11 protein-coding genes are annotated in these 13,819 nt (G+C 63.6%); 5 read left to right on the top strand and 6 right to left on the bottom strand.

Annotated features, from left to right (window positions below; translation table 11 throughout):
- Positions 1 to 1,609, bottom strand: a 1,609-nt coding sequence (locus VFV96_18700) for a glycosyl hydrolase (protein ID HEU5072436.1), incomplete at its 3' end; no start/stop codon positions are given.
- Between the two features lie 161 nt (positions 1,610 to 1,770).
- Between VFV96_18700 and VFV96_18705 the strand changes: the two genes are divergently transcribed.
- Positions 1,771 to 2,364, top strand: coding sequence for a TMEM175 family protein (locus tag VFV96_18705; protein HEU5072437.1), 594 nt, complete (start codon positions 1,771 to 1,773; stop codon positions 2,362 to 2,364).
- Positions 2,365 to 2,537: 173 nt separating this feature from the next.
- Positions 2,538 to 4,088: a choice-of-anchor Q domain-containing protein gene (locus tag VFV96_18710; protein ID HEU5072438.1), complete on the top strand. Its 1,551-nt coding sequence runs from the start codon at positions 2,538 to 2,540 to the stop codon at positions 4,086 to 4,088.
- A 100-nt stretch (positions 4,089 to 4,188) separates the two neighbouring features.
- Here VFV96_18710 and VFV96_18715 read toward each other — a convergent pair whose 3' ends face one another.
- The 4 genes from VFV96_18715 to VFV96_18730 form a co-directional block, all read right to left on the bottom strand.
- Positions 4,189 to 5,289, bottom strand: a complete 1,101-nt coding sequence (locus tag VFV96_18715) for an LOG family protein (GenBank protein ID HEU5072439.1) — start codon at positions 5,287 to 5,289, stop codon at positions 4,189 to 4,191.
- A 170-nt stretch (positions 5,290 to 5,459) separates the two neighbouring features.
- Positions 5,460 to 6,542, bottom strand: coding sequence for a sugar kinase (locus VFV96_18720; GenBank protein HEU5072440.1), 1,083 nt, complete (start codon positions 6,540 to 6,542; stop codon positions 5,460 to 5,462).
- A gap of 172 nt (positions 6,543 to 6,714) precedes the next feature.
- Positions 6,715 to 8,955, bottom strand: coding sequence for a hypothetical protein (locus tag VFV96_18725; protein HEU5072441.1), 2,241 nt, complete (start codon positions 8,953 to 8,955; stop codon positions 6,715 to 6,717).
- Positions 8,956 to 8,971: 16 nt separating this feature from the next.
- Positions 8,972 to 10,267 (bottom strand): DUF3142 domain-containing protein, encoded by a 1,296-nt coding sequence (locus tag VFV96_18730; protein ID HEU5072442.1) that lies wholly within the window; start codon positions 10,265 to 10,267, stop codon positions 8,972 to 8,974.
- 84 nt (positions 10,268 to 10,351) lie between these two features.
- On the opposite strand from VFV96_18730, the gene VFV96_18735 reads away from it, so the two are divergent.
- Positions 10,352 to 10,696 (top strand): DUF167 domain-containing protein, encoded by a 345-nt coding sequence (locus VFV96_18735; GenBank protein HEU5072443.1) that lies wholly within the window; start codon positions 10,352 to 10,354, stop codon positions 10,694 to 10,696.
- Between the two features lie 73 nt (positions 10,697 to 10,769).
- Positions 10,770 to 11,786 carry a sodium:calcium symporter gene (locus VFV96_18740; GenBank protein HEU5072444.1) on the top strand — a complete coding sequence of 339 codons (1,017 nt, stop codon included), beginning with the start codon at positions 10,770 to 10,772 and terminating at the stop codon, positions 11,784 to 11,786.
- An 11-nt stretch (positions 11,787 to 11,797) separates the two neighbouring features.
- Here the strand turns inward: VFV96_18740 and VFV96_18745 are convergent, their stop codons facing one another.
- Positions 11,798 to 12,919: an endo-1,4-beta-xylanase gene (locus VFV96_18745; GenBank protein ID HEU5072445.1), complete on the bottom strand. Its 1,122-nt coding sequence runs from the start codon at positions 12,917 to 12,919 to the stop codon at positions 11,798 to 11,800.
- 170 nt (positions 12,920 to 13,089) lie between these two features.
- Here VFV96_18745 and VFV96_18750 point away from each other — a divergent pair, with 170 nt between their 5' ends.
- The gene (locus tag VFV96_18750; protein HEU5072446.1) at positions 13,090 to 13,815 is read left to right on the top strand and encodes an exopolysaccharide biosynthesis protein; all 726 of its coding nucleotides are present in this window, start codon (positions 13,090 to 13,092) and stop codon (positions 13,813 to 13,815) included.
- Positions 13,816 to 13,819: the final 4 nt, after the last annotated feature.

The raw sequence follows: 13,819 nt of genomic DNA on the forward strand, positions 1-13,819 counted from the left end.
GCACCTGATGGGTTCCGTGACCGGACACCGGCATGCCGCTCAACTGCCGGTCGGAGATGTAATCGAATTGATACCCGGCGCCCCAGAGTTGCTGGGCGGTTTTTCCGATGGGCTGCTCCTCAAACCAGTCGCGCGCGTGGACGGTCAGGTTGCGCACCGTTCCCTGCGGATCACTCCAGAAATCATGAAGCGGCCAGTAGAGCAGAATGTCGTTGTCGGGCCGGCCGCGCTGGAGCACGGCCTGGCACCGCGCGGCGTAGGCGTTGAGCGCGGGCACATCGCGCCAGATCGAGTTGCGCGGATTCATTTCGAAGCTGGCGTAAAAATGCCAGCCCGGCCAGCCGGCCTCGTCCGGCGAATAACACGTGCCGTGGTAGAACACGTGGTTCACCCCGCTCAGAAACATGTCGTCCAACAGGAATTTCATTTCGCCGAGGGTCTCGGTGAAATGTTCGTCCAGCCACGTGCCCGTTTCCGCGCTGACCAGCGGCTTGCCGGCGACGTGCGCCGCGGACGAAGCGAACTTCGAGATGAGCCTGTTCCGGTCGCGGTAGAACATTTCCGTCTCGGGAATGTCCGCGTCCGCGTAGAGATCGAGCCAGTTGCCGGGCGAACCGTGCGCTTCATTGCGGGTGATGAAGCCGTGGGCATGCGACCATTCCACCCATTGAGGAATGGTTTCCTCCGCCATGATGTCGGAAACCGTCTCGCGATAATCGCACTTCACCCGGGCGGCACGGTCGGCCGGCCGGCCGGTCAAAAAAACGTCGAGCTCATCCTGCAAGCGATAGCCGCGGCGCTTTTCAAATTCGGCGAAAAACACCGGCGACCAGTCCATCTTGTATTCGTAGGAATCGTGGTATTGCGCCCGCGGCTTCGGCCCCTCGTAGTGCGCGAACGCCGCGTCAAACCAGCGCAGGTAATTGGTCATCGCCTCGGGATGGTCCAGGTTCAGCATCCACCCCTCTCCGCCGGGCGCCGCGCGCTTCACCTTTTGTCCGGACGGTTTTTGTGAGATGGCGTAAACGGTCCAGCTTCCCGTCGGCGCGCGCCAATTGACCGAGCCGTCGGCTTGCATCGCACCGGTCAAATCAACCTTCTGGCCGTCCGGTCCGAACGCCATCAACGCCTGGATCAGGGTTGGATCGAACGACGCCGGCAATTTGCCTCCCGCTGCCACGTTGAACTTGCGGCTGACCATGATCGCGTTGGCCTCTTCATCCGTGACGTGCGGTCCGCCAAAACACCAGCCTGTTCCCGTGGTCATGTCCACGTCCATCCCCAGCCGCCGCGCCTCGCTCACGGTGAAGCTGAGCATCGCCATCCATTTGGGGCTGAGGTATTCGATGTAATTCGACTCCCAGCCTTTCGCGCCGTAAATCGGAATGATGTGGACGCCGCCCAGCCCCGCGGCGTGGTAACGGGCGAGTTCGCGGGCGATGTTGTTCGTGTCCACCGCGCTGCCCATCCACCACCAATACGTGTGCGGCCGGGCTTGCGTTTTGATTTCCGGCCATGCGAAAGGGTTTTCCGCCGCGCCAGCCGGACAACCACCCGCCACCAATGCTGCCAGCAAAAGGACGGCCGCCGTCTTCACCCAGGAGTTCATGGCCGACATTCTGGAAGCAAACCCGCAGCCAGACAACCCTGCCCTGCGCATGGCCCTGTCGCCAAAAATGGGGACCGCTGCCGGCTGCCGTGCCGTCTTTCGCCGCCGGGCGTTGACCACAAGATTGCGGCGCGAACGTCGGCCGCGCTATCATGCGCGTCATGGAAAAGAACCGGCTCGAAGCCTTCAGCGACGGCGTGCTGGCCATCATCATCACCATCATGGTGCTGGAGTTGAAGATGCCGGAGGGAGCGGACTGGGCCGCACTGAAACCCCGGCTGCCGGTGTTCCTGACCTACGTGCTGAGTTTCATCTATGTCGGCATTTATTGGAACAACCACCATCACCTCATCAAGGCGGTGCGCAAGGTCAACGCGGCGATGATGTGGGCCAACCTGCATCTGCTCTTCTGGCTTTCGCTGTTTCCCTTCGTGACCGGCTGGATGGGGGCCAACCATCTGGCGCCCATCCCCACGGCGCTTTACGGCGCCGTCATGTTGCAGGCGGCCATCGCCTATTACATTCTGCAGAACACCATCGTGGCGGAACTGGGACGCGACTCGAAACTGGCTGTCGCAATGGGCCGCGACTTCAAAGGGAAATTGTCGCCCATCCTTTACGCCCTCGCTGTCGGGCTTGCCTTTGTTAACCCGATCCTTTCGGCGATCATCTACATCCTGGTTGCGCTGATATGGTTCATCCCGGATCGCCGCATCGAGCGGGTCGTTCACGAGGACGAACATTCGCAAGTTTGAACGTTGTGCCAGGCGTGGCGCGGCCGTCATTCATCGCCCACCGTTGAATCGTTGCTCAAATCCGGCCCCCGGCGGCCCGGTTTTGCATTTGTGCCGTGGCACGGTTCGCGCTTTCTCGAAACTTCGACAGCCCAAGCGATTGCATGTGGCCGTCAGTGGACAAATCAACTCGCATGAAAACAATCCGCCTGAACCATTCCCTGCTTGTGCTTGCCGTTTGCGCGGCCCAAACCGTCTCAGCCAGCAACCTCGTCGTCACCAGCCCCGCGGATGATGGCAGCCCCGGCACGCTGCGCGCCACCCTCGCGGCCGCGGCCGATGGCGACACCATCGATCTGACCGGCATCACCGGCACCATCGCCCTCGACGGTGAACAACTGGAGGTGGACAGCAGCGTGACCCTTCTGGGCCCGGGACCAGGCCAGTTGATTATCGACGCGCAACAGGCCAGCCGCGTGTTCTACATTGCCCCGGCCACCACCGTAACGATTTCCGGTCTGACCATCGCGAACGGATACGATTCCGTGTTCAGTGATGCGGCCGGCGGCGGAATCCTGAATGAGCTGGCCAGCTTGACGCTGACCAACTGTGTGTTGCTCGACAACTCGGCGGAACTGGGCGCTGGCATTTTCAACGATGCCGGCCTGTTGCTCTTCGGCCAGCCGGGCGCCGCAACCCTCACGCTGATCGACTGCACGTTGGACGGGAACATCTCCGAGAACGGCGCGGGCGGCGCGATTCTGAACGCCAGCCTCTATACCGCCCCCGCGTCACTCGTCGTCCAGCGTTGCACCTTGAGCGGCAACTCGGCCGCGCATGGCGGCGGCATTTTCAACATGGGCAACGCCACGGCGCAGATCGTGAACTCCACATTGAGCGGCAACCTTGCCACCAGCCAGGCCGGCGGCGGCATCGACAACAGTCAAGGTGGTGTCGTGCGCCTCGACGGTTGCACCTTGAGCGGCAACAACGCCGTCAACGGCCAGGGCGGCGGCATTGCCGTGCAACAGGCCACGCTGCAAATCCGGAACACCCTGTTGAGCGCCGGAACCGCCGGAGCCAATTTGTGGGTGGATCCCGCTGTCGCCAGCACCATTCAATCCTTCGGCTACAACCTCAGCAGCGATGACGGCTCCGGCTGGCTCGCGGCAACAGGTGACCGTGTCAACACCGATCCGCTGCTCGGCCCGTTGCAGGACAATGGCGGCCCGACGGCCACGCACGCCCTGCTGCCCGGCAGCCCGGCCATCGACACCGGTGCAGCCACGGACATCGCCGGCTCTCCAATTGCAACCGACCAGCGTGGCCTCGCGCGACCGCAGGGCATCGCCGTCGATGTGGGCGCGTTCGAAGTGGAACAGGCGCCCGCGCAACAGCACCAATATTCCTGGTCCGGCGTTCTGCAACCGCTCAACAGCGACGGCTCCTCGGTCGTCAAGGCGGGCAGCACCGTGCCGGTGAAGTTCATGCTCACCGGCGAGGATGCCGGCATCACGGATTTGACGGCCACCTTGAGCTTCGCCAACGTCAGCGGCAGCGGCGTGGGGGACCTCAATGCCGCAAACACCAAAGTTTACGGTGGCGGCAGTCAGTTCCGGTTCGACCCGGCCTCGGGGCAATACCTCTTCAACTGGAGCACGAAGGGCCTGGCCGCCGGAAGCTATCGGCTCTTCATCGACCTGGGCGACGGCGTGGAGCGCAGCGTTGACGTCACGTTGCGCTAGTTCGCAACCGGTCATCTTGCAACACGGGCGTGGCTCCGGCTGGCGGACCACGCCCGTGACGTTTTTTCGGAGGATTTGTCCGGCCCGCGCTGAGGCGAGGTCAATTGGCCGCCGCAACGGGCTGGTCACCGGAATTCCTGACCGTTCGCCGCTTCAATCCGCGCCGGATCGCCGGCAAGATGTCCTCAAGCTCATTCGCGACGGTGAACTCGTCAGGCGCACAAAACCCGCTAAGCAAATTAATCAAGGGATCCCAAAACCGCAGCCCCGCAGTATCCCGCCGGTTGAAGATGACGACCGGCTTGCCGTCCATCAGCGGATTTTTCTGCCGCTTGAAAATCATCAAGGCCAGCAATTCCTGCACGGTGCCGGCGCCGCCCGGAAAAATAACGAAGGCACCCGAGTTCTCGATCATCACCTCCATGCGGGTATAAATGTCAGGCCGGAGCCAGAAGTGCGCGAGACCGTCGGGCAGCCCTTCCAACTGGATGATGTGCGGCACGTTTGAACCGCCTGCCCAGCCGCCTGCTTCGACGGCGCCTTTCACCACCGCCCCCATGATGCCCGACCGGCCGGCTCCCGACACGCAGCCAATCCGGTTTTCGGCCAGCGTCCGCCCGATGGCTTCGCCGTCAGCAAGGTAATGCGGGTCTTCCAGGCTCGCGGAGCAAAACACACATGCGCTGCCATGGTAATCATCCGGCAAGGGGCGTTCCGCCACCGGCATTTCGGTTGTGCCCGCGTGGTGGCGCCCGGTTTCGGCCGGGCGCTGTGTTTTGGCCCGTTCCAGCGTGGTCAGCACTTCCTCCGGTGATTCCACCGTGAGAAGCACCTGTTCAAAGTCCTGCCGGATGGTGCCCAGCCGGCGCAGATGCGCGAGCACCGAAAAGAAAGGCGTCCATGAAGCGTCTTCGTTCAGGATGAGGGTCGGCTTGCCAATCAGGTGGCGGTCCAGGGTTTGAAAGCCTACGAAAATCGAAATGGCCTTGAACATGTCCTCCAACGTCGCGCCCGGAGTAAACACGAAGGCGTCCGACTCGACGATTTTGCGCTCGATGTTGGACAGCGTAATCCGCTGGTCACCGTTCGAATTGTAAATATCCCATCCGTTCGCGAAGAGCAGATAGAGCAACCGCGCCCGGGATGCGCGGTGCGGGTCGTGCGGTCCAACGACCGTTCCAGACAGTCTGATTTTTGCCATTGAAATCCTTGCCGTCCGCCCACCTTGCAACAGCCGGCGAGAAAAATCCAGCCCCACACCGGACGCCACCGACGCGGACAAGACCGGAACGCCGTCACCAAAGCGTTGCCGGCAAAAAAGGCGCCAGGGCATCAACCCTGGCGCCCGTGGGAAGGATTTCGACGTGGAGGCTAACGTTGGATGCGGGCCGACCCGCCTTTGGCAAACGCTTTCACCTGCTCCACCGTCGCCATCGTTGTGTCGCCCGGGAACGTGGTCAGCAACGCGCCGTGCGACCAGCCGAGGTTGACCGCTTCCTGTTCCGAAGCACCGGTCAACAGGCCGTAGAAAAACCCCGCCGCGTAACCGTCGCCGCCGCCGACGCGGTCCACCACGTCCAGCTCACAGGTGGGCGATTGAAAGGTGTTGCCGTTCACCCACGCCACCGCGCCCCAGGTGTGGCGGTTCGTCGAATGCACCTCGCGCAGCGTGGTCGCCACGGCCTTCACATTCGGGAATTTTTTCACGGCCTTCTCGATGACCGCGTAGAACGCCGAAGGATCGAGCTTGGACTTGGCTTCGACGTCCTGACCTTCGATGCCAAGGCCCTTCTGCAAATCCTCCTCGTTGCCGACGAGCACGTCCACGTGCTGCACGATGCGACCCAGCACGTCGAGCGCCTTGGCCTGGCCACCCCAGATGTCCCAGAGCTTCTGGCGGTAGTTGAGATCAAACGACGTCACGGCGCCATGCGCCTTGGCCGTTTTCATCGCTTCGACGATGAGTTCACCGGTCGTCTCCGACAACGCGGCAAAAATCCCGCCGCTGTGGAACCAGCGGACGCCCGCGCCAAAAATTTCCGGCCAGTTGAAATCCCCCGGCTTGAGCTGGCCGGCCGCTTCGTTGCTGCGGTTGTAAAACACCACCGGGGCGCGCACGCCCTGGCCGCGGTCGGAATACACCGTTGCCATGTTCGGGCCGCGCACGCCGTCGTGCTTGAACTTCCGATAAAACGGCTTCACGCCCATGGCCCGCACGCGTTCGGCGATGAGGTCGCCGATGGGATAATCCACCATCGCGGTCGTGATGCCGGTGTTCAGGCGGAAACAATCGGCCAGGTTCGCGGCCACGTTGAATTCGCCGCCGCTGACGTGGATGTCGCAGTGGTTCGCCTTGCGAAACGGGATGATGCCGGGATCCAGACGATGAACGAGCGCGCCGAGGGAGAGAAAATCCAGCGCGCCGTTCGAGGGAATGTTCAAGCCAATGCTCATTTGTATGACGATTATTTTGGTTGCCGCCGGCGGGCTGACGAATGGCACAAGCGCTTTGCCCGGGCCATCAACGCATCCGGCGAACGCAGGAATTGTTATCAGAACGGGCGGCTTTGTCTTTCCTAATTCGTGCACCACATCCCCGGTTTTGTGCACGCCAGCCGGCCGGGCTTCAGTTGGCCTTCGCAGCGGCCACAGGCGGACCGGCACGCGGCTTGAACGGCTCAATGTTTCCTGCCTCGTCCAGCCACGGGAACCAGCGCCGCTGGTCCGCGGCTGCACCCAGTGCCGTCTGCGGACAACGGCGCACCAAGGCCTTGTAGAAAACATCGGCGGCCGGCGGAGCGGCGTATTTTATCCACGTGCCCGCCTGCCACAACACCCGCGCCGTAGCGTCCGTGTTGTCGGGCATCAACTGCGCCGCCTCCCACGCAAGGCGCGTTGCGATGAAACGCCGATACCAGCTCCGGTCCGGATACGCCGCGGAAGCGGCGACGCGTTCCCGCTCGTCGGCGCTCGTGGGCAGAGTGACCTGTCCCGCCGGCTGCAACCGGGCCGGCGGCGTGTCCGCGTAGGTAAACAACCCGCTGCAAATGCTCCAATCGGTTTCCGCTGGCGCCGCAAAAAAGTCGCCCTCATTCGTGAAAGCGATTTGCGCGGCCGTCCACAATGCGGCCGCGCGTTGCGCTTTTGAATTCGCTGGATTGTGGCCGACCGCGAGGCTGGCCAGATAAGCATCCAAATTCGTCCGGGTGGCGGATGCGAAGTAGGCTCGCGCCGCCGCCAGTTGCCCGGCGCGCACCAGGCGCGTGGCGAGCACGTGCCGGATTTCCGCGCCGAGGGTGGCGGCATCGTCTTCGGTGAAACCGTGAGCAGCATCAGCCGCGGCGCCCGCCGACGGCTCGGGCCAGTTGGCATCCACGTAACGTTTGAGTTCGTCGAGCGTCAACACCCGGCCTGCAACATACAAGGCATCCTCCACGTAACTGGAACGCAGCAGTGCGTCGAGCGCTTCGGTGTATTCACGCCGCGCCAGATGCAGCGCCCCCCATTCGCCCAGCAACTGGGTGCTCGCCGGGATCAAGCGAAAGCTGGAATGTTCCACCATCAACCGCTCCGGAAGCGCGGCGGCATGCGTCAACGGAACCACTTCGGATTCGCCCGGCGGAAACTGCCGCACGAGGCCGGCCAGCAGCGCGGCCGCCGGTTCCACCTTGCCGTCACGCAGCAGCAACTTCGCCTTGAGCCACTGGGCCGTCGGTGATTCGGGGGCGCGATCGATCCACCGTTGCGCGACCGCCCACTCGCCCGATTGATAGGCCGCCAGGGCCAGTTTCTCCGCCGAAGCCACGTCCCGCACATTCGCGGCCTCAACCGCTTGCAGCCACAGGACCGCGGGCGATTCGACGTGATGCCATCCGCCCGCCGGTGCGACAAGGAAGCTCTGCCGCGCGAGTTGCCGGACCACCGGCTCCCAAAGCCGTCCGTCCACATCAACCGCCGGCTGCCGCCAGCCGCCGGACGTGAGGTAGGTGGTAATCACCCGCTGCGTGAGCGGATTCTTCGCGAGCGGCGTCAGCCGGGTTGCCTGCTGCCGCAACGCCAAGGACGCGGTATAGCGCAAGGATTCGAACGCCGAAGAGTCGCCCGTCGCGGCTTGTTGGAGATAGAGCTCGATGGCGCGGTTAAAATCCTCGCGCCGCACCGCGAGCTGCGCCTCCCAACCCAGACTCGCCGCCGCCAGACCAAATCCATCCGCGAAGCCCGCCGCCGCCAGGGTCCGAGTCTCCTGAAAATACGCCACCGCCCGATCCGGTTGTGATTCACGACAGGCTTTGCCGAGCATGAACGCGGCCCACGTGGAACGATAATGGCGCTCGGCCGGCGGACGTTTCAGCAGCGCCTGCCATGCGGCCATCGCGCCGTTGGTGTCGCCACCGGCCCAGGCCATCGCGCCGCGGAAGTAATCCGCAAATTCTCCGGGCAGACCGGCAGGAATCTGCACCTGGCCCGGCAAGAGTTGTGGCGGCGGATTGGTAAGGCTCGGCGCGTTCGTTGGCACCCAGGGAAGCTGCGTGCGTTCCCAGGCTCTACGTTGCTCGGCGAACTGCTGCAACGCGCGACGCTGGGTTTCATACTGGCGAAGCAATTGCAAGGCGCTTGCCAGCGGCAGGTCGCTCGCAGCCAGAGCCTGTTCCAACTCGGCCAAGTCAGCCCGCACCGTTGCGGCAGCCGGATCGTTGGTGGTGATCACCGCCCGGCCGATGGGCGCAGCCCGTTCCAGCGCGATGATTTCCCGTGTGAACATCGTTTCCGGCGCCACCAGCAGGCCGGCGCCGCCGCCGGGCAGGAGCCGGTTGGGAAAATCCGGCCCGCAGGCAAGCGCCCGCGCAACGCCGAGCAACAACGCCACGGCAGCGGCAAGCGGCCTAATTCCTTTGCAGTTCAAGTTGCACCTCGCCATCGTGCGCCAGACGCAGCCAGCCAATGGTTCGCGTCTCGCCGGCCCGCAACGGAGTCACGGGCAAATCTTGTTGGAAACGAATCTGGGAAGGCTCCTCGTCGAGGAGGGAAAAACCTTGAACGGCATCGCCGGCAATCAAGCGTCCCCCATCCGCGCGGGACCAATGCACTTCCACAGCGAGCCGGGAGGAAATGTCGAGGTCACCATCGTTGATCAGGCTGATTTCCACCAACCCGGCCTCGACCCGGCGCGATTCGGCCCGCACATGGTCACGGAACGAACGCGACGCCACTATGGCGGCGAGCGTGGGCCAGCGCCAGTTCAAGTTATCCACCACGACCGGCAAGCGATACCAAATCACGCCGCGCAAGGCCGCCGGACGGTCCGCCCTCCAACCCCGCACCAGGTCCGCCATCGCCACGGGATCGGCCCGCACTTCGCGCACTTGCGCCCCAGACGGCCACGTTCGGGCCGGACCGTCCGCCGCCAGGCCGATGAGTTTGCCAGCCGGATCGAAGGCGAGTTCATAACCATACGTGGGCAGCGCGACGCGAAAGGGAATGCCGATTCGGCCCGCCCGCTCCACCGCGCGCCGGGCCACCGGCGGATCGCACAAGGCAAATGGCGCATTCACCCCCCGCGGACGGGCGAGCGAATGCACTTGCAGCACGTAGTTCGTGGCGTGCGCGGCGAGGCGCCGGAAGGCCGCACGATCCAGCCAGCTGGGCAGCGCCGTAATGGTGACCGGCACCGGGGCGACGCGCTTTTGAATGGCCCCGAGCCACACGGCGTAGCCGTCCAGCCTGGCTTCGGCACAGTCGAAATCAATTTGCAGTTCAGCCGGTGCAACCGCATTCGTCCGGGCGGCGTCGAGCACGCTGCCGGCCAGATTGGAGAGGAACTGCGCGGTGACATCGTTTTCCGCGAAGGGGCCGGTGAAGGGTCCAATCCGCAGCACCAAGCCCAAGCGCACACCGGCTTGCCGGAGCGCAGTGTAATCGGGAACGACGCGGGCGACCGTTGGTTGGCCATTCTGCCATGCCACCTCGGCGGCCAGCACCGCCACTTCAGCGAAATTGGTTCCGTGCTCGCGGACGGCATCGACGACCGGCTCATTCCAGACGCGTTGCCACACGTAAACATCATGCGGGAGCGGCCCGGCAACCCGCGGCGCCCGGGGACGCAGCCACAGCGCGCCAGCCAGCGCCAACAGCCCGAGCAGGCCAGCCACAAAACCCGCCTTGGTGGGAAAACGCGGCATGCGATTTCAGGCTGAAGCGCGGCGCCCGTTTACGGAAAGAAAGAGATTCATTTTTGCGCGGCATTCTGGGCAAGCTCCCGGGAAATGCACGGCCAGAGTCATTCGTGCGACCGCCAGGCCTCCCAACCGGCCGGTTTGCCGCCCTTTCTCACGGCGCTGGCCGATGGCGTCCTGCTCGCGGTGAAAGTGCAGCCGCGCGCCGCCAGGAGCGAAATCGCCGGCGTGCTCGGTGCCGAGTTGCGCATCAAGGTGACGGCCCCGCCCGTGGATGCCGCCGCCAACGAGGCCCTGCTGCGTTTGCTTGGCGAAACCCTGGACTGCCCGCGCAACCGCATCGAACTGCTGCGCGGCCACACGTCACGGCACAAGGTGCTCAAATTGCATGGCGCCGACGCCCGCGTCGTCGCGGCCCGCCTGACGGCCGGCTGAACACGCGCCACGCTTCGCAAATTTTCCGCGGAAGCTTGGCGGCCGTCACCCGTCCTGCTTAACTCTGCGCCCATTGAAATCGTTGGTTGCACAATTCATTGCCGGCATTGAACGCACCGGAGCCTGGGCGCCGTGGTTGTTTTTGCTCATGTTCGTGGCCGCCTCGATCCTGATGATCTGGCGGCTGGAGGCCATGAGCGACGACGGCTTTGAGGGCACGGTGCTGGGCACGCTGGTGATGCCGTATTGCTCCGGCATCGGCAATCTCCTGTTCGCCGTTCTGCTCGGCCTCAATCACGGTTCGGGCTCGGGCGCCGCCGTCGTCGAGAACTGCTTCGTCAACAACGTCACAAACATGACGCTGCTCATCGGCCTGCCGGCCATCATCTGGAGCCTGAACGTGACGGGCAAACCCGCCGGGAAAAAAAGCGGCGGCAAATCCGCCGGCGGCCGGAAGGCACAGGAATTGAACCGGCTCTCCCTGTTGCTGACACTGACCGCGGGGCTCTTTTTCACCGGCGCCACCTGGGCGCTGGCGCGTGACGGCCGGCTGGATTTTGGCGACGGCCTGGTGCTGGTCGGGCTGTTCCTGTTCTGGCAATGTTTCCATGTCTTCGAAGTGTTGAAGACCAATGTCCGCCAAGGCCGCTCGTTCAGCTGGATGCTGCCCGTGGACCTCGCCCTGCTCGCGGTCGGCGCAGCGGGAATTTATGTGAGCACGGACTGGCTGGTGAAGTGGTCCGGCCACAGCCCGTTTGTGAGCCAGCACCTCGGCTGGTTGAGCGGCTGGTTGATGGTGCTGCCCAACGCGCTGCTGGCCTTTTACTACGGCTGGCGCGGCAAGCCGGAAGTCATTTACAGCTCCCAAGTCGGCGACGGCCACATCTGCATTCCGCTCTGCCTCGGTGTGTTTGCCCTTTGCCAAACGCTCCAGGTGCCGCCGATTTTTCAGATGGGGGTGCTGATTCTGACCGGCGCCACCGTGCTGCACCTGGTGTTTGTCGCCCTCTTCGGCACGCTGCCGCGCATGGTTGGCTTCGCCCTGGTCGGCGCTTACCTGGTCTTCCTGGTCAAGGGTTTCAAGGGGTAACCCCCAGATGCTCAGTGCTTCATTCCGACCCCGGTCACGCTGCGAATGTATTCCACTTCGCCCGGGACCAGCGGCGTTCCGTCCGGCCGGTAGATGTCGTGAAAGAGAACGGGCGGCTCGCCAGTATATTGTTTGCGCCAGGAATCCCACGGATAAATCGTCTGCGTTTTGCCCGCGACAAATCCCCAGTTGTAAGCGCCGACGCGCTCGTGTTTGAACCATCCGAGAATGGGATCGAACGTGCTGCCGGCCGGGCGGGCCATGTATTCGGTGCAAATCACCGGACGATGGTAGCGGCGCAGGTTCGCGACGCATTGCTGAACGTCCTCCAGCTTGCTGTAATTGTGGAAGGTGATGATGTCGGACTGGCCCAGTTGAACCCGCTCCATCGGCGACAGTTTGCCTTCGTCACCCCAGTTCCCCAGCCAGACGCCCGAGGACAGCGGCTGCGAGGGATTCATCTCTCGCGCCCAAGCGAACGTCTTCTCCAGCAGCAGCCGCGCGGAATCCCGCTTGTTGGCCGGCTCCTCACGGACATAGGCCGGGTCGTTCACATTGTCCGGTTCATTGTAAACGTCCCAGAAATGAATGCGCGCATCGTCCCGAAAATGCCCCACCACGCCTTGCACGTAAGGCTTCAATTCATCCAGCCGCTCCGGATGCGCGAGGTAGTCGTAACCCGGCGATTGCACCCAGCCGGAGTTGTGAACGTGCAGGCGCGGCGCCCGCTGCGGTCCCAGCTTCGGAAACGGATCCCAGCAGGAATCGAACAGGACAAACATCACGCCGAGGTGATGCTTTTGCGCCAGCGACAAAAACTGGTCCATCCGCTTCAGCAAGCCTGCGGAATCCTGCTGCCAAAGCAGGTTGTGCAGGAACACCCGCACGCTCGTGAAACCAAGGCCCTCGGCGAGCCCCAGTTCGCGATCAATCGTGGCCGGGTCCCAGGAGTCCGCCTGCCACATCTCCAACTGGTTGATGGCCGTGCTTGGTCCAAAATTACAGCCCGCCAGCCATGGCTGCCGGGCATACCAGGCATTGGCCTGTTGCGGCGTCCACTGGTCGCGCCCCGGCACGTTCAGCGCCGCAAGCGTGACGGAAAGAACCACGAGCAAAAATCCCTGGCGTATCATAAAGTAGTATGGGTTCGCCGCCGAACGACCGTCGCTTGGCGGAAATGTTCCCCGGTTTATCGGGTTTGCAGGAAACAGGCAATACACACGAACATGCGACAGCCCCGGCCATAATGTCGTTGACACCGAACGGCGTGCGGCTAAGCAGCAAGTGGCCGGGCGAATCACCCATGAACGCGGCTTCCAACAACGAACAAAACGTGGCGCAAACTCCGCCTGGAGAAGCGTGGAATGACCCGCCGCGCCCTGAACGGCAGCCGCGCCTCTCGGAGGAACTCGCCTTTCTCATCGGCGAGTTCAAGGGCGGCCCGGTGCGGTTGAGCGAGGTCATCGCCGTGTTGCATGGACGGGCGTGGATCATGTTGTTGTTGCTGCTGTCGCTCCCCTTTTGCACGCCCATTCCCCTGCCCGGCTTTTCCACGCCGTTCGGTTTTGTGATCGCCTTGGTGGGCTTCCGGCTCGCGCTGCGGCGAAAACCCTGGCTGCCGGACTGGTTGTTTCACCGGCCGTTGCCGGCGCAATTCTTCCCGCGCCTGCTGGCGGCGGCCCGGCGCGTGGTGAAGCTGCTGGAGTTCTTCCTCCGTCCGCGCCTGACGTGGCTGCTGGACGTGGGCGTGCTGCACCACCTTTACGGCGCGATGATTCTGGCCGCCGGGCTGTTTTTGCTGCTGCCGCTGCCGGTTCCCTTGTCCAACACCCTGCCGGCATTGACCGTCGTGTTGCTCGCAGGCGCGATGCTGGAACGGGATGGCTGGGCGGTTTTGGCGGGCACCGCGATGTTCCTCGTCACGCTCATTTTCTTCGCCACCCTCGCCTTCGGCGGCGCCGGCGCGCTTCACTGGCTGACGCATGGCATGGGCGATTTGTTTCCAGCTGATCCCGATCCGGCTCCGTAAGCCA

The sequence above is a fragment of the Verrucomicrobiia bacterium genome, assembly GCA_035765895.1.
In the GTDB taxonomy this organism is placed as follows: Bacteria; Verrucomicrobiota; Verrucomicrobiia; order Limisphaerales; family DSYF01; genus DSYF01.